This is a genomic window from Diaphorobacter sp. HDW4A (genome assembly GCF_011305995.1).
Classification (GTDB): domain Bacteria; phylum Pseudomonadota; class Gammaproteobacteria; order Burkholderiales; family Burkholderiaceae_C; genus Diaphorobacter_A.
This window is the reverse complement of sequence record NZ_CP049910.1, coordinates 2,876,174-2,898,157: the sequence shown is the minus strand read 5'-3', so window position 1 is coordinate 2,898,157 and position 21,984 is coordinate 2,876,174. Positions and strand designations below refer to the sequence as shown.

The window sequence follows — 21,984 nt, the reverse complement described above, 5'->3', positions numbered from 1 at the left end:
GCTACCCACGCTGAAACCGCAGCACTCGATCAGAAGTCCATTCGCCACCAGCTGTTCATCAACGGCCAGTTCGTGAATGCCGAATCGGGCGAGACGCTGCCCACACTCAACCCGCACGACAACACGCCTATCGCTGATGTGGCCATGGCCGGCAAGGCCGATGTGGACAAGGCGGTGCGGGCCGCGCAGGCCGCGTTCCCCGCATGGAGCCGCATGGCCGCATCCGACCGTGGCCGCGTGCTGCTGCGTCTGGCTGATCTGGTCGAAAAGCATTCGGAAGAATTGGCCTGGCTCGAGACGCTCGACACCGGCCACCCGATCCGCGATTCGCGCGGCCTCGATGTGCCGCGCACCGCCGCCAACTTCCGCTACTTCGGCGGCATGGCCGACAAGCTGCAGGGCGACCAGATTCCGGTCGAGGCCGGCTTTTTGAACTACACGTTGCGTGAGCCCATTGGCGTGGTAGGGCAGGTCGTGCCGTGGAATTTTCCGCTGATGTTCACCAGCTGGAAGCTCGGCCCGGCGCTGGCCGCGGGCAACTGCGTGGTGCTCAAGCCTGCGGAGATCACGCCACTCACTTCGCTGCGCATTGCGGAGCTGCTGTCCGAAGCCGGTCTGCCCGACGGTGTGGTCAACGTGCTGCCGGGTCTGGGCAGCGTGGCGGGCCAGTACATTGCCGAGCATCAAGACATCGGCAAGATCGCCTTCACCGGCAGCACCGCCACCGGCCAGCGCATCGTGCAGGCCAGCGCGGGCAATCTCAAGAAGATCCAGCTGGAGCTGGGCGGCAAGGGCGCGAACATCGTGTTCGAGGATGCCAACCTCAACGCGGCAGTCAACGGCGCGGCCTGGGCGATCTTCCACAACCAGGGCCAGGCCTGCATCGCCGGTTCGCGTCTGGTGCTGCACGAGCGCATCGCGGACGAGTTTCTCGAGCGCTTCGTCGCTCTCGCCAAGAGCGTGCGGCTGGGCAATCCGCTTGACGCAAACACCGAGATGGGGCCGCTCACCAGCGCGCTGCATCGCGACCGCGTGCTCGGCTATGTGGACGTGGCGCGCGAGCAGGGCGGCGAGATTCTGAGCGGCGGCCAGGCCCCCGGCGGCGCGCTCGCATCGGGCTGCTATGTAGAGCCGACCGTGGTGCGCGTGCAAAGCTGGCGTGATCGCATCGCGCAAGAAGAAGTGTTTGGTCCGTTTGTCACCGTAATCACCTTCAAGGATGACGAGGAAGCCCTGCAGATCGCCAACGGCACGGAATACGGCCTCGGCGCGGGTCTGTGGACCAACAACCTGCAGCGCGCCCACAAGTTTGCCCGCGAGATGCATGCCGGCATGGTGTGGATCAACAGCTACAAGCGCGTCCATCCCGCATCGCCGTTTGGCGGCGTCGGCAAGTCGGGCTACGGCCGCGAAATGGGCTTCGAGGCGATGCGCGAGTACACCCAGGTCAAGAGCATCTGGGTGAATGTGGATGCGGTCATACCACCGCATTTCAAGCGCTGAACGGCGACGTCAGCCGATGCGCGGATGCCATGAAAACGGGGATGCAAGGAGACAAAAAATGACAACGACCACGATAGCGACAACGCAGAAGAACCCTCGCTGCCAAACCACTTTCAAGTGGAGCATCGCATTCACCACCATGCTTGCCGCCACGGCGGCGATGGCACAGAGTTGGCCCGACAAGCCGGTGCACCTGATCGTCGCCTTCCCACCCGGCGGGATTGTGGACACGGTTGCGCGCCAGTTGCAGCCCAAGCTGCAAAGTGCGCTAGGCCAGCCGGTGATCGTGGAAAACCGCGCTGGTGCGGGTGGCACGGTGGGCGCTGCCGAGGTGGCGCGCGCCACGCCCGATGGCTACAAGCTGCTCATGGTGTTCGACAGCTATGCCACCTATTCGCTGACTTATCCGAAGCTCACATTCAACCCCACGAAGGATCTCACGCCGGTCACGCAGATTGCGCGCAATCCACTGATTCTCGTGGTCAATCCGCAGGTCAAGGCGAACAACGTCAAAGACCTCGTCGCTCTCTCCAAGGCCGATCCCAAGGCGTTGAACTACGCGAGCGTTGGCGCGGGCTCCAGCAACCACCTGACGGCCGAGCTGTTCAAGTCGGTTTCGGGCATGCAGGCCATGCATGTGCCCTACAAGGGCGGCGGCCCAGCCATGCAGGACCTGCTCGGCGGCCAGGTGCAGATGATGTTTCTCTCAGCGGTGCTCGCGCAGCCGCATGTGCAGGGCGGCAAGCTACGCGCGGTGGCGCAGACAGGCGTGCAGCGCGTGTCCGCATTCGCCTCGGTGCCTACGGTGGCCGAGAGCGGCTATCCGGGCTTTGACGTGAATTCCTGGGTGGGCCTGCTTGCACCGGCCGCCACGCCCAAGCTCGTGGTCGAGCGCCTGCACAAGGAGATCCGCGCCATCGTGCAGGACCCGGCGTTCTCCGTGCGCCTGCAGGAGCAGGGCCTGAGCGGCATCGGCAACACGCCTGAGCAGTTCGCCAAGGCGCTCGAGGCCGAAAACAAGCAGTGGACCCAGCTGGTGCGTGAGCGTCAGCTGAGCATGGACTGAGATCCCTTCAGAAAAAACACGTCAAGGAGCCAGTCATGTCGGATCGCGATTTTGTGTTCAACGGCGTTGCCCAGCGCGTGCGGTTTGCGGCGGGCAGCATCGATGCTTTGAAGGCCGAGGTGCAGCAGCTTGGTGCCAGACGCGCCATGGTGCTGTGCACGCCAGAGCAGAGCGCCCTCGCCGAGGATGTGGCCACGCGGCTTGGCGAGCTGGCGGTGTCGGTCTACGACAAGGCCGTGATGCATGTGCCGATGGAGACCGCCCGCGCTGCGCAGGAGCTGGCACGCAGGCTCGGTGTCGATTGCGCGGTGGCCGTGGGCGGCGGCTCGACGATTGGTCTCGGCAAGGCCATCGCGCTCGACTCGGGCCTGCCGATCATCGCGATTCCCACGACCTATGCCGGATCGGAAATGACGCCCATCTTCGGATTGACCGAAGGTGGCGTCAAACGCACCGGCAAGGATGTGCGCGTGCTGCCCAAGACCGTGATCTACGACCCGCTGCTCACATTGAGTCTGCCGGTGGGAATGTCGGTCACCAGCGCCATCAACGCGCTCGCCCACGCGGCCGAGAGCCTGTATGCGGCGGACGGCAATCCGGTCATGGACCTGATGGCCGAGGAGGGCATTCGCTCCATCGCCCGCGCCGTGCCGCTGATCGCCAAGGACGCCGCGAACCTGAGTGCACGTGAAGACGCGCTCAAGGGCGCGTGGCTCTGCGGCGCGGTGCTCGGCAATGTGGGCATGGCCCTGCACCACAAGCTCTGCCACACCTTGGGCGGCACCTTCAACCTGCCGCACGCGCCCGTGCACACCGTGGTCCTGGCACATGCGCTAGCCTACAACAGCGCGGCCGCGCCCGAGGCCATGCGGCGCATCGCGCTCGCCATGGGGGTGGGTGAGGTCGAGGCGAAAAATCCGCTCGCCGCCGCGCAGGCCGTGTTCGATCTGGCCGCCCACAACGGCGCGCCGACCGCGCTCAAGGACATCGGCATGCAGCGCGCCGACCTCGCACGGGCCCGCGATCTCGCGCTGCAGAGCCAGTACCCGAATCCGCGCCCGCTCGAAGCGAACGCCATCGACGCGCTGCTCGACAACGCGTTCGAAGGCCGCAAGCCGGGCTGACCCATTGCCACCTATCACCACCCATTGACAGCATTTAAAACCATCAGGAGACAACCATGAGCACCCGCCTCCAACGTCGGCATTTTTCACAAGGTCTGGTGGCGCTCGCCGCCGCATCCGTCACACCGCTTTTGCGCGCCGCGCAGACCCTCAAGATCGGCTATGTGTCGCCACAGACCGGCCCGCTCGCGCCGTTCGGCGAGGCCGATAAATGGGTGATTGAGCAGATGAAGACCGCCTTCAAGGACGGCATCACCGTCAACGGTGGCAAGTACGCGGTGGATATCGTGCTCAAGGACAGCCAGTCCAACCCCAATCGCGCGGGCGAGGTGGCCAACGACCTGATCCTCAAGGACAAGGTGGCACTGGTGCTCACGGCCGGAACGCCCGAAACGGCCAATCCGGTCAGCGATGCCTGCGAGCTCAACGAGGTGCCTTGCATTTCGAGCGTCGTGCCATGGCAGCCGTGGTTCTTCGGTCGCAATGGCGATCCCAAGAAGGGCTTCGACTGGACCTACCACCTGTTCTGGGGTCTGGAGGACGTGATCACCGCCTACACCAACGGCTGGAAGGGTCTGGCGACCAACAGGAAGGTCGGAGGCTTGTTCCCGAACGATGGCGATGGCAACGCCTGGGGCGACAAGAATCTGGGCTTCCCGAAGCCGCTGCAGACCATGGGCTTTCCGCTCACTGACCCCGGTCGGTTCCAGAGTGGCACGCAGGATTTCTCGGCGCAGATTTCCGCGTTCAAGCGTGATGGCGTGGAGATCGTCACCGGCGTCGTGATCCCGCCCGACGCCAAGACCTTTCTCACGCAGGCACGCCAGCAGGGCTTCAAGCCCAAGGTCATCACGTTGGGTAAGGCGCTGCTGTTTCCAAGCGCCATTGAAGCCCTCGGCGACCTCGGCTTGGGTCTGACCACCGAAGTCTGGTGGTCGCCATCGCACCCGTTCACCTCGTCGCTGACCAAGCAATCGGCCAAGGCGCTTGCGGACAGCTATGAAGCGGGCACCAAGAAGCAGTGGACTCAGCCCATTGGCTTTGCGCACGCGCTGTTCGAGGTAGCTTCGAACGCGCTCTCGCGCAGCAAGTCGCTCAAGCCCGCCGACGTGCGCGACGCCGTTGCGGCCACGTCGATCAACTCGGTCGTCGGCCCGGTGAAGTGGGGCGGACAGGGGCCGATGAAGAACGTGAGCAAGACGCCGCTGGTGCTCGGCCAGTGGGTCAAGGGTCAGCAGCGCAAGGTCGATCTGGTGATCGTCAACAACGGCGCGGCCACCAACATTCCCGTAGGCGGCGCGATGTCGCTGCTGCAGCAGTGATTCAAACCTACCCCAAGCTTCGAAACAGACAAACGCCAAGGAGACAAACATGAAATCACACACAACGGCCGCGCTGTCGGCTGTGGCGGGAGCCTGCGCGCTGCTGGTCTGCTGCATGGCACAAGCCACCGAAGGCGGCGGTAGCATCTACCCCGTTGGCGTGGAAAACTACGCTTGCTGCGCACTGCCCCCGCCGGGCCTCTACGGCATGGCCTTCGGGCAGGTCTACAGCGCCGACAAGGTGCGTGACAACAATGGCAACACGGTGACTCCCAACGGCTTCAAGGTGCGCGCCAACGTGATCGCGCCGCGCTTGGTGTGGGTGACGAAAGAAACGATTGTGGGCGCATCGCTCGCGTTCCATGCCATCATACCGCTGGTCGATCTGAAGGTCACGCCCGTGCCCGGCATCTCGCAGCACAAGACTGGCATTGGCGACATCACCTTCGGCCCAGCGCTTGGCTGGCATCTGAGCGACAAAATGCACACGCTGCTGGCACTCGACATCTATGCGCCCACGGGCGACTACGACAAGAAGAACATCGCCAACATCGGCCGCAACTACTGGGCCGTGCAACCGGTGGCTGGTTTCAGCTACATGGACAAGAGCGGCCTGAATGCCGATGTGAAGGGCATGTACACCTTCAACTTCAAGAACTCCGACACCGACTACCGCTCGGGCCAGGAATTCATCGCCGACTACTCGGTGGGCTGGGGCTTCGGCAACGGCTTTGTGGCGGGCGTGGGCGGCTATCTCTATCAGCAGGTCAGCAACGACAAGCTGCATGGCAGTACCGTGGCCCACAACAAGGGCAGGGCGCTCGCCATCGGCCCGAGCATCAAGTACGACAGCGGCAAGGGCTGGTTCATCACCGCCAAATACCAGATGGAAACCAACGTGCGCAACCGCGCCGATGGCAAGGCCTTCTGGGTGAAGGCCGTCGTTCCGTTCTGACCGACCACACCAGATCACACCAAACCGCATATCACGCCAAACAGGGGCCACTCATGAGCTTGCTTGCACTGGAATCGGTCAGCAAATCCTACGGTGCGCTGAAGGTCACCGACGACATCAGCGTCCGCGTCAACAAGGGCGAGCTGCTGGGCATTCTCGGCCCCAACGGCGCGGGAAAGACCACGCTGTTCAATCTCATCTCGGGCGACGTGTTGTCTGATGCGGGGCGCATCCTGTACGAGGGCAAGGAGATCACCCGCGTGCCCGCGTTCCGCCGCTGCCATCTCGGCATCGGGCGCAGCTACCAGGTGCCGCAGCCCTTCGGCAACATGAGCGTGTTCGAGAACCTGGTGACCGCCGCCGCGTTCGGTGACGAGCAGAAAGAGCAGGACGCGTGGGACACCGCTGTCGCCGTGCTGGAACAGACCGGGTTGCTCAAGTACGCGAACAGCCCGGCCGGATCGCTCACGCTGCTCAACCGCAAGCGGCTGGAGCTGGCCCGCGCGCTCGCCACGCGGCCCGATCTGCTTTTGCTTGACGAGATCGCGGGCGGCCTCACCGAACACGAGGCTGCGCAGCTCGTCGATGAGCTCAAGCGCATCAAGGCCAGCGGCGTGACGATGATCTGGATCGAGCATGTGGTGCACGCGCTGCTGGCCGTGGCCGACCGGCTCTTCGTGATCAATTTCGGCAAGCAACTGGCCGAGGGCGAGCCGCATGCGGTGATGAACGACCCCGACGTCAAGCGCGTCTACATGGGCATGGAGGCGTGAGGATCATGCAGTCATCTTCCACATCATCCGCCGGGAACACGCTGTCCACCCATGCGCTCAAGGCCTTCTACGGCGACGCGCAGGCGCTGTTCGGCGTCGACATCGAATTGCGTCCGTCTGAGCTGGTCGCGGTGATCGGTGCCAACGGCGCGGGCAAGTCCACGTTGCTCAAGTGCCTCACGGGCCTCGTCGCCGCAACGCCCGACAGCGTGCGCTGGAAGGGCCAGCCGATTGGCGGCGTGCACCCCTCGCGCATCGTCAAGGATGGCATCGCGATGGTGCCCGAAGGCCGTCGCCTGTTCCCCTCGCTTACCATCCAAGAGAACCTGCTCATGGGAGCGCAGGCCAAGCGCGAGGGGCCTTGGAATCTGCAGCGCGTCTACGGGCTGTTTCCCATCCTCAAGGAAAAGCGAGCGATTTCGCCCGCTTCACTGTCGGGCGGCCAGCAGCAGATGGTGGCGATTGGCCGCGCGCTGATGAGCAATCCCGAATTGCTGCTGTGCGACGAAATCTCGCTGGGCCTTGCGCCCGTGGTCATCCGCGAGATCTACGACGCCATGCCCGCGATCACCGCCGAGGGCATGTCGGTGGTGATCGTCGAGCAGGACATTTCGATGGCGCAGAAGGTTTCGCAGCGCCTCTATTGTCTGCAGGAAGGGCGCGTGTCGCTTGCCGGCGCATCGTCAGAACTGTCGCGCGAGGCCATTGGCCAAGCGTATTTCGGAGTCTGAATATGCACGCCTTTTCCTCGTCTTCATCTTCATCTTCATCCTCATCCTCATCCTCATCCACTCATTTCACGGAGCTGCGATCATGGACATGATCATCAGTGGCGTGCTGCTCGGCGGTCTCTACGGCCTGTTCGCATTGGGCCTGTCGCTGATGTTCGGCATCATGCGGCTCACCAACACAGCGCACGGTGACTTCATGGTGCTCGCGGCCTATGCCGTGCTGTCGTTCGCGAGTCTGGGGCTGCCCGCATGGCTGGCGCTGGCGACCACCTTGCCGCTGGCCTGGTTGCTCGGCTTCGTGCTCCAGCGCCACGTGCTCAACGGCGTGCTCGGCAAGGACCCGCTGCCCTCGCTGGTCGTTACCTTCGGCATGTCGGTGTTCATCCAGAACCTGCTGCTGCAGGTGTTCTCGGCCGACCCGCGCTCGGTCGACACCGGCGCTTTCGCCACCGAGTCATTCACGCTCGGCGCGGGCATGAGCATCGGTGTGCTGCCGTTGCTGATCCTCGCGCTCGCGGTGGGCTGCACGGCGGGGCTGCAGTGGATGTTCCGCGCCACCGACCTCGGCCGCTCGTTCCGCGCCGTCTCCGACGACCGCGAGATCGCCGAGCTCATGGGCCTGAATGCGCGCACCGTCTATGCGCTTGCCACCGCGCTGGCCTTCATGCTCGTAGCGCTGGCCGGTGGTCTGCAGAGCATGCGCACCACGGTCGCACCCACCGACGGGCCACTACTGCTGCTCTTTGCCTTCGAGGCCGTGATCATCGGCGGCATGGGCAGTTTCTGGGGCACGCTGGCCGGAGCGATGCTCTTGGGCATCGTGCAGCAGATCGGCTTTCGCATTGACCCGGGCTGGGGCATCTGGGCGGGGCATCTGATGTTCCTGCTGGTGCTCGCCGTGCGGCCACAGGGACTGTTCCCCAAAACACGTTGATGGTTGCGTAAGCGATATACGCGACACAAGCCGCATAGGCCAGCTTTCAAAGTTTGAATTTCGAGTGAGGCACACATGACAGAAGCAACCCTTCCCGGATTCCAGGTGCTGCGTCAGACGCGCGCCAGCCAGAGCTTTGCCGTGGTCGGTGCGGTGCTGGTGATCGCCGCGGCCAGTCTCCCGTTCTGGGGCGAATCGAGCTGGATGCGTGAGTTCGTCGAGATCGCCTGCTACTTCATTTTCGCGATGATGTGGAACCTGCTCGCCGGTTACGGCGGCATGGTGTCCATCGGGCAGCAGGCGTTCTTCGGCTTTGGCGGCTATGTGATGCTCATGCTCGGCAATTTCTGGGGCGTGAATCCGTTCGTCGGTATCGTGCTCGGCGCGCTGGCGTCTGCGCTCATCGCGATTCCCGTCTCGCGTCTGGCGTTCCGGTTGCAGGGCGGCTATTTCGCCATCGGCACCTGGGTCATCGCCGAGGTCTTCCGCCTGAGTTTTTCCAACATCTCGGCGGTCGGCGGCGGCTCGGGGACAACGCTCACCGCGCTGCGCGGCATCAGCAAGTTCACCCGCGAATCGACCACCTACTGGATGGCGCTGGTCTGCGTGGTGCTGGTGGTGGTGCTGGTCTATCTGTTTCTGCGCAGCAAGCGTGGCCTCGCGTTGCTCGCCATTCGCGATAACGAAGTAGCGGCCAAGTCGCAGGGCATCGACGTGGGGCGCATGAAGCTCGCGGTCTACATCGTCGCGGCCTTTGGCGCGGGGCTGGCTGGGGCGCTGTATTTCGTCGGCAACCTGCGCATCAGCCCGAACGCCGCGTTCAGCGTGAACTGGACGGCCTTCGCGATCTTCATGGTGATGATCGGCGGGCTCGGCTGCATTGAAGGACCGATCATCGGCGCGATGCTGTTCTGGGCGCTCAACAAATGCTTTGCGGACTACGGCAGCTGGTATCTCATGGGGCTCGGGTTACTCGCAATAGTCGTGACCATCCAGTTCAAGCAAGGTCTGTGGGGCTACGCACAGCAGCGCTGGGGCTGGTCCCTGTTTCCCACGGCGCGGCAATTGAAGCTCGACGTCGCAAACACAAGGAGATGAACCCATGAAAAACATCGACCACCTGAGCATCACCCCTGAGGTCATCGCGCGCTTTGCCGACTGCAGCGAGCCGCGCCTCAAATTCCTGTTGACCGAGCTGGTGCAGAGCCTGCACGACTACGCCCGCAAGGTCGAGTTGACCGAACTAGAGCTGATGGCCGCCATCGGCTTTCTCACCGCCACCGGCCAGAAGTGCGACGACAAGCGCCAGGAGTTCATCCTGCTGAGCGACGTGCTCGGCCTCTCGATGCTCGCCGTCGCGCAGAACAACAAGTTCCCGCCCGAAGCCACTGAGGCCACGGTGTTCGGCCCGTTCTACGTGGACGGCGCGCCAAGCTACGCTCACGGCGACGACATCGCCAATGGCGCGCAGGGCGAGCCGCTCTACGTCACCGCCACGGTGAGCGACCTGCACGGCAAGCCCATCGTCAACGCCTTGGTCCACACCTGGCAGGCGGACAGCGACGGTTTCTACGACGTGCAGCGCCCAGATCAGGACATGCAGGCGCGCGGCAACTTCCGCACCGATGGGGAAGGGCGCATCCATTTCCGCTCCATCCTGCCCGTCGCCTACCCCGTGCCCACCGACGGCCCGGTCGGCGACATCCTGCGCGCCTCCGGTCGTCACCCGTGGCGCCCCGCGCATGTCCACTTCATGATCGAGGCCCCGGGTTACCGGACACTGGTGACCCACATCTTTCGAGAAGGCGACCAGTATCTTGAAAGCGATGTCGTGTTCGGCGTGCGCTCCTCGCTGGTGGCGCAGATGCCAAGGCGCGAGGCGGGCGCGCTGACGCCGCTCGGTGAGGCTTCAACGCGGGCGTTTCATACGCTCGATGTGCAGTTCCGGCTCACCGACGCGACTTGAATGGGTGGCCCTTGGTGCTGCACGCCGCTCTCGTGTTTGGGCACGATGGGCATTCCGGTAACATGGGACTTTGATGACTCCGGTTGTGTGCGGTCTACTGCATCTCACGGCCAGAAGCGGCCGATGGCGGCAGATGAAAGCGGACGCTCAACGGACAAAGTTTGCTGTCCGCCGTTGGCGGGTCAGCTTGACTGCGGGGTTAGACGTCATCGCGGCGGCCGTACGCGAATTTCGCTACTCCTCAACTTCGCGTTCGGGGCGAATTTTTGCAAGAGCGCTTTAACTAACAACTCTTGTCCTGTGTTGACGCACGGTCCGAGTAGTACCTCCATGTTCTGCAAACACTCCACATCGAGCGGGACAAACACGGCTGTTTCAACAACCGGGTAGCTCTCTAAATCGAACGCCGGATGGGAAGCCGGATTGGGACTGTTGAGGATGCCTTCTGAGAAGGTTGCAAGCAGTTTGAAACGCCACTCTTCCTCAAACGACCAGTAGGTACTCTTGAACATGCCTAGGTCGTGAAGTTGGACCGTCCACTGACTACCATCATTGTCAAGACATCGGCCGTTGCGATACTTCAGCTCGTCGGTGTAGTAAATCTTGTTTGGTCCGGTGACGCAGCACGAGGTGATCCCGTGGTCACCCTTTTCGCGATGGATCGTGATCCGCCCGTCAAAGCGTTGCATTGCTCCGCCCTTTTCGAAGATTGTCGGCTCGTGCCGTCCTGCGAAGGGGTTGTTTGGCAGAGCTATGCGCAGTCCTTGCATATTAGGTGTGTACATACGCCACATTGCCAAGGATTCGCGCTCCTGTGATGTCCAACATGAGGCAAACACTAAAGTCGCGGCATTGGGCAGATCGCATGCTGACGCCTCTTCAGGGTCGTTCACGCTATCAAGCCTGCCAAGCCTCAGAGACTTGGTCTCCAGAATGAGTGCGAGTGTCTCGATCGAGGTATAGTGAAACAGAACGTCGGGCAGACGCTCGATTCCCATAACGTCGGCCATAAAGTCATCAGTGTAGTACATGAAACCTAGCGTGATGAATCAGAAAAACCTGGGGGATAAGCTGGACCGTGCGGGATATTCTGGGCGCCGATTTCTCTTAGACATGGCTTTTAGGAAGCGCATGCCAAGGACAGCTTGTTTAAACGCCCAAGTATAAAAATTTCGCGAAACCCGGCACGCCTCAACGCGCTAACTATAGCTTGCTAGTAGGCAGGGCGAGGAATTTCAACAGCAGCGGGCAGCGAGCCAATGTCAGCTTGCGGGTGGCGCTTCTCACGGCGGCTCAGGGTCGCCTTCTGCCGGTCATGACAGTCAAGTCACAGCCAAGACCGGGCAGTCGCCGAAACGCCAGTATGGCGAGACAAGCGATGTGAAAAGGGAGGGCAGAGGGGCTGCGTTCTCTGCCCCAGCCCATCAGCGCATAAACCCTATCGACCGCTGCTCCCGCACTTCCGGCTTGATGCGATGCTCGGCCTCCAACTGCTCGATGAATTCTTCTACCGAGAACTCTGTTGCCAGGATGTCGCATTGCCGCTTCACCGCCGCAAAATCCCCGGGCGCGAGCTGCTCCAGTTGGGCCAGACGGCGGCTGATTTCGGGGGGGAGTTGTCGTGCATCACCAGCCAGAGCTTCGGTGATGAACATCTTCTCGCGTTGCGCTGCCGTCAGCGGCATGAACTTGATCTTGAAGGTGAAGCGGCGCAGTGCAGCCTGATCGATGCGGTCGAGCAGGTTGGTGGTGCAGATGAACACACCATCGTGGCGCTCCATTTGTTGGAGCATCTCGTTGACTTCCGTGACTTCATAGCTGCGCTGCGCACCGCGGCGGTCCATCAGAAAGCTGTCTGCCTCGTCGAGCAGGAGCACGGCTTTTTCCTGGGTGGCTTCAGCGAACATGGTGGCCATGTTTTGCTCGGTTTCGCCCACGTACTTGCTCACCAGATCGCTGGCTTGCCTGACGATGAGGGGCTTGCCCAGATGCTCGGCAATGTATTCGCCCAGTGCGGTCTTGCCGGTGCCGGGGGCACCGTAGAAACACAGGGCTCCGTGACCACGAGCCTTGAGGGCGTCCACGATGCGTGGAATCTCAAAGCGGGTTTCTACGTTCAGCATGTCGAGATCGTAGGTGGTGACCTGGCGACGGCCTTTTTTACCGGTGGCGTCGGGTTTGCGGCCGAGCGCTGCGTCGGAGTTTTTCAGTTGCCGCTCGATCAGGGCTTCAAACGCTTCGCCGCCGACTTCAGGTCCGGCGTGCGCCAGGTCTGCAAAGCGCACTGCGGTGCGGATTTGTGCGGGGGTGAGGCCCTTGCGTTCTGTGAGGTTGGCGATGAAGGCATCGCTCACGGCCACACCGTCCAGCGATTTGCGGATGAGCTGTTCACGGGCACCGGGGGGCGGTGACTTCAGTTCAAGGTGGTAGGCAAAACGGCGGCGGAAGGCCGGGTCGATTTGCCCGATGCTGTTGGTCACCCAGAGGGTTGGCACCGGGTTGGATTCCAGAATCTGGTTGACCCATGCCTTGCCGTTGACCGAGCTGCCGGCCGGACTCACGGCCTGGTGTTCAGCACGCGCCAACAGACCTGCAGCATCGACGCTGATGGGTGGAAACACGTCCTCCACTTCGTCAAAGAGCAGTGCTGCGGCTTCTGCGCCTTTCAGGAACACTTGCGCGATCTGCAGCGAGCGATAGCGGTCGCGGCCCGAGAGGCTGTTGCCATCGCGGTCGGCGTATTCGACTTCAAACAAGTCCAGACCTGCCACGCGTGCGACCACTTTGGCCAGCTCGGTCTTGCCGGTGCCGGGAGGGCCATACAGCAGCACGTTCACGCCCATGGCCTTGGTTTGCATGGCCTTGCGCAGCAGGTTGACCAGAACTTGCACGTCGTCGCCCACAAAATCGAAGTCGTCGGCGTTGAGTGCGCTGGGCACAGCGGGCCGGGTGAACACGGCCATCAGTTCGGCGCGGTCACGGTACTCGCGCATGAGCACGGGGGGCAGCTTTTCGCTGACCTTCATGAGGTCGGCCAGGTCGGTGATGCTTTGTTCGGAGATCAGGTTTTCGACCAGACCAATGCGCTCCAGACGCCCTCCAGCGCGCAGGGCTTCGGCTACCTCTGTGGCTGGCACGCCCGCGAGTTCGGCGATAGCCGCGTAGGCCTCGGGAGCGTTGTTGACTTTGAACTCCACCAGCAGGCTGCGCAGGTCACGCTGATGACGCGCCAGCGTGCCGTAGAGCAGCAGAGCACGCTCGGCTTTGTTCAGTTGCAGCAGGTTGGCGAGCGAGTCAATGTTTTTCTCGATCAGGGTCGACTGCTTCTTGAGGGCGCGGTTCAACCACTGGCCCGTGCTGGTGAGCAGTGTCAACAGGTCTTTGGGCGCGTCTTTGGCGTATTCGTCCAGATGGTAGAAGAGCGAGCCCTCTTCATAGGGGCCACGCCAGACGCCATGTCGCTCCAGAAATTCTGTGTTGGTGAGCTGCTCATGCCCACGCCAGACTTCGTTGTCCTTACAGCGGCGCGCCAGGAACAATCGAACGCGGGTCAACACGGGATCGGGCCACATCAGGTGCCGAGCGACAAGGGCCATCAACCCGTTGATGTCGCGACGCACGTTGAACCTGGAACCCTGCTTCGTGGCCAAGGCCAACACGAAATGGGAACACATCAAATCCAGCACAGGCGCAGCCTGCAAGCCGGGCGATGCGACCATGCCAGCTTGTTCCTGAAATTCAATGGCGCGTTTAGGCATTCGAGTATCTCCTCATGGACCCCCAGATAGGTTTCTCCATAACGCGATCAGAAACAAGCAAGATGACAGCCCAGCGCTATCTGATGCAGGAACTGGCACCTCAGAATGTCAACAATTTTGCAGGTTTATCTCTGTTGGGGGAAGTCCATCAATAGCGGTCTCTTTGGGGACGATGCCGACGTCAGCGATGGGTGGCCTGTGCTGCCAGCGGAAGACGGATGAAAACTCAAAGAATTGTGGGTGTTTCCGACTTCATTGACCCAGAACACCGAGCGGCGGGGGCGCTACTTTTCCGTCTCATGCGGTGAACATGCCCGAAAAATCACAGCACTCCTGCGCGAGCAGGCAGATGTCGGACACCAGCACGCTTTTGAGCTGGGGCTTGAAGATGGCGACGTAGGGCACGGCCGGACCGGGCTCGATGGTGGCGAGCAGCTGCAACTGCCCCGCGTCGATCAGCGGGCGCAGACAGTCCTTGGGCATGTAGCTGATGCCCATGCCCGCAGCGGTGAGTCCGATCAGCGGCAGCAGGCTGTTGGTGACCACGGGTGGGTTGATCTGCTCGACCATGTTCTCTTCGAGCCAGCGGTCTACGATGCGGCCGAGCCCCGAGTGGTCGCTTTGGGTGAGCAGCTTGTTGTTGGCGAGTGCGCTGGTGCTCAGGGGCCGCTCGCTCGCCACCGTGCCCGGCTTGCACATCCACGCGAACTCGACGGCCGCGAGTGGCTTGACGGCGAGGCCGGTGTGCGCGAAAGCGTCGGGAATGATGGCCAGATCGAGCTGGTCGTCGCCCAGCTTGGCGAGCAGGCGGCTGCCCGAGTCGACATCGGGCTCGATGGTGACATGCGGATAACGCTGGTGGATGCGCGAGAGCAGGGCGGGCAGCCAGGTCATCGCGACCAGCTCGGTGATGCCGATATGGATGCGCCGCACCATGGTCTCGGGTTTGACGAGGCTCTCCATGACCAGATCGCGCTCGCGCAGCAGCTGTTGCGCGGCCTGCAGCAGCTGGACTCCCTTGCCGGTGAAGCGCGCCTGCCGCAGGCTGCGGTCGAACACCTCCTCGCCGACGATGCTTTCGAGCTCCTTCACGCGCTTGGAGACCGCCGCCTGCGTGGTGTGCAGGCGCTGGGCGGCACCGGCGAAGCTGCCTTCGCGGTCTATCCAGTAGATGGCTTCCAGTTGCTTGAACGAGAACATGGCGGTTAACCCTTGCGTTTGATAGCTTTTGGTTGTTTTGTTTGGTGAATAAATATCGCTTTTTATTATCAGTTAATTGTCCAACAATCGAAACATCTACTGTTTCACATGTTGATTTTTCATGAGTTCGAAGAGTCCATTCCCCGAATTGCGGCTTGCACTGGAGCAAGTCGTCGTCTCCCATCTCAGTGACAACATGCAGCGCCTGCAGGGCGTCACAGGGCTTCGCCGCATCCACCGGGGCCGCAAGCTCGTGGGTCCGGCCCTCACGGTGAAGACACGTCCCGGCGACAACCTGCTGATCTACAAGGCCCTGATGCAGGCCGAGCCCGGACAGGTGTTGGTGGTCGATGGCGCGGGCGACACCACCAATGCGCTGGTGGGCGAGCTCATCATGCTGTACGCCCAGCAGCGCGGCATGGTGGGCTTTGTGATCGATGGCGCGGTGCGCGACACCGCCGCCTTCATCGAGGCCGACTTTCCCTGCTACGCACGCGATGTGAGTCATCGTGGCCCCTACAAGCAGGGCCCCGGCCAGATCGGCGTGCCGGTCAGCATTGGCGGGCAAGTCGTTCGCAACGGCGACTGGGTCGTGGGCGACGAGGACGGCGTGGTGACCTTCAGCGCCGAAGAAGCGCCTGCGCTGATCGAGGCCGCGCACCGCACGGCCGCCGCCGAAGAGGCCATCAAGCGCGAGATCGCCACCGGCGAGTACCAGCAGAGCTGGCTCGACAAGGTGCTCAAGCCTGCCGGGCTGTGAGCGCCGCATTCAAGAATTTAAAGAATCGTCAGGAGACACCATGAACTTCAAACACAACAACGCCGCTTTCAGTCGCCGCTCGTTGCTGGCGCTCTCGAGCGCACCGCTGATCGCGGGAGCGCTGGCGTTCGCGCCGCAGGCGCAGGCCGGTGACTATCCGGACAAGCCGATCCGCCTCGTCGTGCCATGGGCACCGGGCGGTGCGACCGACGTGATCGCGCGTGTGATCGGTCAGCGCATCGGCCAGGAGCTCGGCCAGTCCGTAGTGGTGGACAACAAGCCCGGCGCGGGTGGCAACATCGGCACAGCCCTGTTTGTGCGCGAGAAGGCAGATGGCTACACGTTGCTCATGGGCACCAGCAGCACCAACGCGGTGAACCCGAGCCTGTACGCGCGCCTGCCGTTCGACGCGAAGAAAGACTTCGCGCCCGTGGCCTTCATCGCCACCGTGCCGAACATTCTGGTTGTGCCCGCATCCTCGTCGTTCAAAACCTACGCCGACGTGCTCAAGGCCGCCAAGGAAAAGCCGGGCAAACTGACCTACGGCTCGGCGGGTAACGGATCGTCGCAGCATCTGGCTGGCTCCATGCTGATGAAGGCCACGGGGCTCAAGATGGTGCACGTGCCCTACAAGGGTTCCGGCCCGGCGGCGTCCGATCTGATCGCGGGACACCTTGACCTGATGATCGACACCGGCTCGATGCCGCACATCAAGAGCGGCAATCTGCACGCGCTGGGCGTGGCCTCGCAAAAGCGCATTCCCGCGCTGCCCGATGTGCCGACGTTTGCGGAGCTGGGCGTGCCCAACTTCAACGCATCGGCTTGGTACGGCATCATGGCGCCTGCGGGCACGCCTGAGCCTATCATCACCAAACTCAACGTGACGATCAACAAAATCCTCAAGGAGCCGGCAATCATCAAGCGCCTGCATGATTTCGGTGCGGTGGTCGAGGGCGGCAGCGCACCGCAGTTCAAGGACTTTGCGCTGAGCGAAATCGATCGCTATGCGAAGATCGTCAAGGAGTCGGGTGCGACGGTCGAGTGATCGACTTGCGGTGTTTTGGATGCGTGATCGGGCGGGGGGGCATGCCTGAGCGCGGATCGCGCACCCGTCCTATGGATCAGGGTTAATCCCCCCGCGTTATAATTAGCGGCTTTCCAGAAATCAGTCGCCCGGCCGCATCAAAGCAACTTATTCAACGCAGTAGTCCGCAGGACATGTCACAGGCATGCCCGCAGGCTCCCGGGCGACCCGTAACCATTCGGAGAACCCAGTGCTTTTGTCTCTCAAGGGAACCTTCCCACCCGCCATTCTGGCGCTCGCAGACGGCACGGTCTTTATTGGCAATTCGATCGGTGCCACCGGCACCACGGTCGGTGAAGTGGTGTTCAACACCTCGCTCACCGGCTACCAGGAAATCCTCACCGACCCCAGCTACTGTCAGCAGATCGTCACCCTGACGTATCCGCACATCGGTAACTACGGCGTCAATTCCGAGGATGTCGAAGCCAACAAGATCCATGCTGCCGGTCTGATCATCAAGAATCTGCCACTGCTGGCCAGCAACTTCCGTATGGAAGAGACGCTGCCTCAATATCTGGTGCGCGAGAGCACCGTGGCGATTGCCAACATCGACACCCGCAAGCTCACCCGACTGCTGCGTGACAAGGGTGCACAGAACGGCGCCATCGTCGGTCTGGCCGCTGGCGAAGAAGTCACGCAGGCGCGTATTGACGCAGCCGTGGCCGCTGCCAAGGCTGCTCCGAGCATGAAGGGTCTGGATCTCGCACAGGTCGTCACCACCGACAAGAATTACACGTGGGACGAGGCTGAGTGGGTGCTGGGCAAGGGTTACGGCAAGCAGACTGCTCCGCGTTTCAATGTGGTGGCGTATGACTTCGGCGTGAAGTTCAACATTTTGCGCATGCTGGCCGAACGCGGCTGCAAGCTCACCGTGGTGCCTGCCAAGACCTCCGCTGCCGAGGTGCTGGCGATGAATCCCGATGGCGTGTTCCTCTCGAACGGCCCTGGTGATCCAGAGCCTTGCGATTACGCGATTGCCTCCGTCAAGGAAATCGTGGAATCTGGCAAGCCAACCTTCGGCATCTGTCTGGGTCACCAGATCATGGCGCTGGCCGCCGGCGCCAAGACTTTCAAGATGGCCAACAGCCACCACGGTGCGAACCACCCCGTGAAGGACCTGGACAACGGCCGCGTGAGCATCACCAGCCAGAACCACGGCTTTGCGGTGGAACTGGAGTCGCTGCCCGCCAACCTGCGCGCCACGCACATCAGCCTGTTCGACGGCACGCTGCAAGGCCTCGAGCACAAGGACAAGCCAGCGTTCTGCTTCCAGGGTCACCCTGAGGCATCGCCCGGCCCGCACGACATCGGATACCTGTTTGACCGCTTCACGGCATTGATGGCCAAGGCCAAGGAGAACAAATAATGCCAAAGCGCACAGACCTAAAGACCATCCTGATCATCGGCGCTGGCCCCATCGTCATCGGCCAGGCTTGCGAGTTCGACTACTCCGGCGTGCAGGCCTGCAAGGCGCTGCGCGAAGAGGGCTACAAGGTCGTTCTGATCAACAGCAACCCCGCCACGATCATGACCGACCCGGCGACTGCCGACGTCACCTACATCGAGCCGATCACCTGGCAGACGGTCGAGAAGATCATCGCCAAGGAACGTCCTGACGCGATCCTGCCGACCATGGGCGGCCAGACTGCGCTGAACTGCGCGCTGGATCTGTGGAAGCACGGCGTGCTGCACAAGTACAAGGTCGAGCTGATCGGCGCCACGCCGGAAGCCATCGACAAGGCCGAAGACCGCGCCAAATTCAAGGACGCGATGACCCGCATCGGTCTGGGCTCCGCGCGTTCGGGCATCGCCCACACGATGGAAGAAGCCTGGGCGGTTCAGAAGACCGTGGGTTTCCCGACCGTCATCCGCCCCAGCTTCACGCTGGGCGGCACGGGCGGCGGCATTGCCTATAACTCGGAAGAGTTCGAAACCATCTGTAAGCGCGGCATCGAGGCTTCGCCGACCAACGAGCTGCTGATCGAAGAATCGCTGCTCGGCTGGAAAGAGTACGAGATGGAAGTGGTGCGCGACAAGGCGGACAACTGCATCATCATCTGCTCGATTGAAAATCTGGACCCGATGGGCGTGCACACCGGCGACTCGATCACCGTGGCGCCCGCCCAGACGCTGACCGACAAGGAATACCAGATCATGCGCAATGCCTCGCTGGCAGTGCTGCGTGAAATCGGTGTGGACACCGGCGGTTCCAACGTGCAGTTTTCGGTGAACCCTGCGGACGGCCGCATGATCGTCATTGAGATGAACCCACGTGTGTCGCGTTCGTCCGCTCTGGCGTCGAAGGCCACGGGTTTCCCGATTGCCAAGATCGCTGCCAAGCTGGCGGTGGGCTTCACGCTCGACGAACTGAAGAACGAAATCACCGGCGGCAAAACGCCAGCGTCGTTCGAGCCATCGATCGATTACGTGGTCACCAAGATCCCGCGTTTTGCGTTCGAAAAATTCCCGGCTGCCGACAACCGCCTGACCACGCAGATGAAATCCGTGGGCGAAGTGATGGCCATCGGCCGTACCTTCCAGGAATCCTTCCAGAAGGCCCTGCGCGGTCTGGAAGTGGGTGTGGACGGCATGAACGAGAAGACCCAGGACCGCGAAATTCTTGAAAAGGAATTGGGCGAGCCAGGTCCGGACCGTATCTGGTACGTGGGCGATGCATTCGCTGCGGGCTGGACGCTCGACGAAGTGCACAACATCACCAAGATCGACAAGTGGTTCCTGGTGCAGATCGAAGAGATCGTGAAGATCGAACTCGACCTGGACAAGCTCTACGCGGACAAGGGCGCTGACGCTCTGGCCGCCATTGACGCCGTCACGATGCGCACCTTGAAGCAGAAGGGCTTCTCGGATCGCCGCGTGGCCAAGCTGCTGCACACCACCGACAAGGCGATGCGCGATGCGCGTCACGCCCTGAAGGTGCGCCCGGTCTTCAAGCGCGTGGATACTTGCGCGGCTGAGTTTGCATCGAACACGGCCTATATGTACTCGACGTATGACGAAGAGTGCGAAGCAGCGCCCACCGACAAGAAGAAGATCATGGTGTTGGGCGGTGGCCCGAACCGCATCGGCCAGGGCATCGAGTTCGACTACTGCTGCGTGCACGCCGCCATGGCGATGCGCGAAGATGGTTATGAAACCATCATGGTCAACTGCAATCCGGAAACCGTTTCGACCGATTACGACACGTCCGACCGCCTGTACTTCGAGCCGCTGACGCTGGAAGACGTGCTGGAAATCGTGGCCGTCGAAAAGCCTGCTGGCGTGATCGTTCAGTACGGTGGCCAGACGCCTTTGAAGCTCGCGCTCGGCCTGGAAGCCGAAGGCGTGCCCATCGTCGGCACATCGCCCGATTCCATCGACGCTGCCGAAGACCGCGAACGCTTCCAGAAGCTGCTCAACGACCTGAAGCTGCTGCAGCCACCAAACGCCACAGCCCGCACCGAAGCGCAGGCGCTGGAGCACGCAACAGCCATCGGTTATCCGCTGGTGGTGCGTCCTTCCTACGTGCTGGGTGGCCGTGCGATGGAAATCGTTCACGAGCAACGCGACCTCGAGCGCTACATGCGCGAAGCCGTCAAGGTGAGCAACGATTCGCCCGTGCTGCTGGACCACTTCCTGTCGAACGCTATCGAGTGCGACGTGGACTGCATCCGCGACAACACCGGTGCCGTGTTCATCGGTGGCGTGATGGAGCACATCGAGCAGGCTGGCGTGCACTCTGGTGACTCGGCATGTTCGCTGCCTCCTTACTACCTGAGTGCCGCAACGGTTGCCGAGATCAAGCGCCAGACTGCTGAAATGGCGCACGGCCTGAACGTGGTTGGCCTGATGAACGTGCAGTTCGCCATCCAGGAGCGCGACGGCAAGGACGTGATCTACGTGCTGGAAGTGAACCCACGCGCCTCGCGTACCGTGCCGTTTGTCTCCAAGGCCACCGGTATTCAGTTGGCTAAGGTGGCGGCGCGCTGCATGGTCGGCGATTCACTGGCCGAGCAAGGTGTGACCAAGGAAGTCACACCGCCTTACTTCAGCGTGAAGGAAGCCGTGTTCCCGTTCGTCAAGTTCCCAGGCGTGGACACGATTCTCGGCCCCGAGATGAAGTCCACCGGCGAAGTGATGGGTGTGGGCAAGACTTTCGGTGAAGCCTTCGTCAAGAGCCAACTCGGCGCGGGCACCAAGCTGCCGACCGAAGGCAAGGTCTTCATGACTGTGAAGAACGCCGACAAGCCACGTGCCGTTGCCATCGCCAAGGAACTGGCCGCCATGGGCTTCACGCTCTGCGCCACGCGCGGCACGGCTGCGGCGATTGCCGAGGCGGGCATCGAAGTTCAAACCGTGAACAAGGTCACGGAAGGCCGTCCGCACATTGTGGACATGGTCAAGAACAACGAGATCGCCATGGTCATCAACACCGTGGAAGAGCGTCGCAACGCGATTGCCGATTCGCGCGCCATCCGTACCAGTGCCCTGCTGGCACGCGTGACGACCTTCACCACCATCTTCGGCGCGGAAGCGGCCGTTGAGGGCATGAAGTCGATGAACAACCTGGACGTGTACTCCGTTCAGGAACTGCATGCACAACTGACCGCTTGAATGCAACCGCTGTCCTGGCCGGACGGCGGGTTTTTGGGGGGCTGAAGTCGGAATAAAACCGGCATAATGTTCCCATCAATGAATGACCGCCGCACGGCAACGCGCGGCGGTTTGCTTTTGGGGTGCACGGAATGCAGTTGCTGTGTCCGGAGCGCGTCAGAGTCAACCGGCGCCCTGCTGCGCCATATGAACAGAGA

At 62.1% G+C, this 21,984-nt stretch carries 17 protein-coding genes; 14 read left to right on the top strand and 3 right to left on the bottom strand.

Annotated elements, in window-relative coordinates; translation table 11 throughout:
- Positions 1-39: 39 nt before the first annotated feature.
- The 10 genes from G7047_RS13090 to G7047_RS13045 all read left to right on the top strand — a co-directional run bounded on the left by G7047_RS13090 (position 40) and on the right by G7047_RS13045 (position 10,374).
- Complete coding sequence (locus G7047_RS13090; protein ID WP_166312052.1) at positions 40-1,503, top strand: aldehyde dehydrogenase family protein; 1,464 nt, start codon at positions 40-42, stop codon at positions 1,501-1,503.
- A gap of 58 nt (positions 1,504-1,561) precedes the next feature.
- On the top strand, positions 1,562-2,569 hold the full coding sequence (locus G7047_RS13085; RefSeq protein ID WP_240939481.1) for a tripartite tricarboxylate transporter substrate binding protein: 1,008 nt from the start codon (positions 1,562-1,564) through the stop codon (positions 2,567-2,569).
- A 35-nt stretch (positions 2,570-2,604) separates the two neighbouring features.
- Positions 2,605-3,693 carry a maleylacetate reductase gene (locus G7047_RS13080; protein WP_166305996.1) on the top strand — a complete coding sequence of 363 codons (1,089 nt, stop codon included), beginning with the start codon at positions 2,605-2,607 and terminating at the stop codon, positions 3,691-3,693.
- 56 nt (positions 3,694-3,749) lie between these two features.
- Positions 3,750-5,015, top strand: a complete 1,266-nt coding sequence (locus G7047_RS13075) for an ABC transporter substrate-binding protein (protein ID WP_166305993.1) — start codon at positions 3,750-3,752, stop codon at positions 5,013-5,015.
- A 49-nt stretch (positions 5,016-5,064) separates the two neighbouring features.
- Positions 5,065-5,970, top strand: coding sequence for a transporter (locus tag G7047_RS13070; protein ID WP_205904786.1), 906 nt, complete (start codon positions 5,065-5,067; stop codon positions 5,968-5,970).
- Positions 5,971-6,023: 53 nt separating this feature from the next.
- Positions 6,024-6,743, top strand: coding sequence for an ABC transporter ATP-binding protein (locus G7047_RS13065; RefSeq protein ID WP_166305990.1), 720 nt, complete (start codon positions 6,024-6,026; stop codon positions 6,741-6,743).
- Between the two features lie 5 nt (positions 6,744-6,748).
- Positions 6,749-7,474 carry an ABC transporter ATP-binding protein gene (locus G7047_RS13060; protein ID WP_166305987.1) on the top strand — a complete coding sequence of 242 codons (726 nt, stop codon included), beginning with the start codon at positions 6,749-6,751 and terminating at the stop codon, positions 7,472-7,474.
- Positions 7,475-7,556: 82 nt separating this feature from the next.
- On the top strand, positions 7,557-8,408 hold the full coding sequence (locus G7047_RS13055; RefSeq protein WP_166305984.1) for a branched-chain amino acid ABC transporter permease: 852 nt from the start codon (positions 7,557-7,559) through the stop codon (positions 8,406-8,408).
- 75 nt (positions 8,409-8,483) lie between these two features.
- A complete protein-coding gene (locus G7047_RS13050; protein WP_166305981.1) occupies positions 8,484-9,506 on the top strand; it encodes a branched-chain amino acid ABC transporter permease in 1,023 nt (340 codons plus the stop codon).
- A gap of 4 nt (positions 9,507-9,510) precedes the next feature.
- Entirely contained in the window at positions 9,511-10,374 is an 864-nt protein-coding gene (locus tag G7047_RS13045; protein ID WP_166305978.1) for an intradiol ring-cleavage dioxygenase, read from the top strand.
- 206 nt (positions 10,375-10,580) lie between these two features.
- Here the strand turns inward: G7047_RS13045 and G7047_RS13040 are convergent, their stop codons facing one another.
- The 3 genes from G7047_RS13040 to G7047_RS13030 form a co-directional block, all read right to left on the bottom strand.
- The gene (locus G7047_RS13040) at positions 10,581-11,405 is read right to left on the bottom strand and encodes a DUF2971 domain-containing protein (RefSeq protein WP_166305975.1); all 825 of its coding nucleotides are present in this window, start codon (positions 11,403-11,405) and stop codon (positions 10,581-10,583) included.
- Between the two features lie 393 nt (positions 11,406-11,798).
- Positions 11,799-14,132: an AAA family ATPase gene (locus G7047_RS13035; protein WP_166305972.1), complete on the bottom strand. Its 2,334-nt coding sequence runs from the start codon at positions 14,130-14,132 to the stop codon at positions 11,799-11,801.
- A 297-nt stretch (positions 14,133-14,429) separates the two neighbouring features.
- Complete coding sequence (locus G7047_RS13030) at positions 14,430-15,332, bottom strand: LysR family transcriptional regulator (protein WP_166305969.1); 903 nt, start codon at positions 15,330-15,332, stop codon at positions 14,430-14,432.
- 121 nt (positions 15,333-15,453) lie between these two features.
- Between G7047_RS13030 and G7047_RS13025 the strand changes: the two genes are divergently transcribed.
- The 4 genes from G7047_RS13025 to carB all read left to right on the top strand — a co-directional run bounded on the left by G7047_RS13025 (position 15,454) and on the right by carB (position 21,787).
- A complete protein-coding gene (locus tag G7047_RS13025; RefSeq protein ID WP_166305966.1) occupies positions 15,454-16,092 on the top strand; it encodes an RraA family protein in 639 nt (212 codons plus the stop codon).
- A gap of 40 nt (positions 16,093-16,132) precedes the next feature.
- Positions 16,133-17,137, top strand: a complete 1,005-nt coding sequence (locus G7047_RS13020) for a tripartite tricarboxylate transporter substrate binding protein (RefSeq protein WP_166305963.1) — start codon at positions 16,133-16,135, stop codon at positions 17,135-17,137.
- Between the two features lie 229 nt (positions 17,138-17,366).
- Entirely contained in the window at positions 17,367-18,542 is a 1,176-nt protein-coding gene (carA, locus tag G7047_RS13015; RefSeq protein ID WP_166305960.1) for a glutamine-hydrolyzing carbamoyl-phosphate synthase small subunit, read from the top strand.
- Positions 18,542-21,787, top strand: a complete 3,246-nt coding sequence (gene carB, locus G7047_RS13010) for a carbamoyl-phosphate synthase large subunit (RefSeq protein WP_166305957.1) — start codon at positions 18,542-18,544, stop codon at positions 21,785-21,787. The genes carA and carB overlap by 1 nt, the downstream gene beginning before the upstream one ends.
- Positions 21,788-21,984 lie beyond the last annotated feature (197 nt).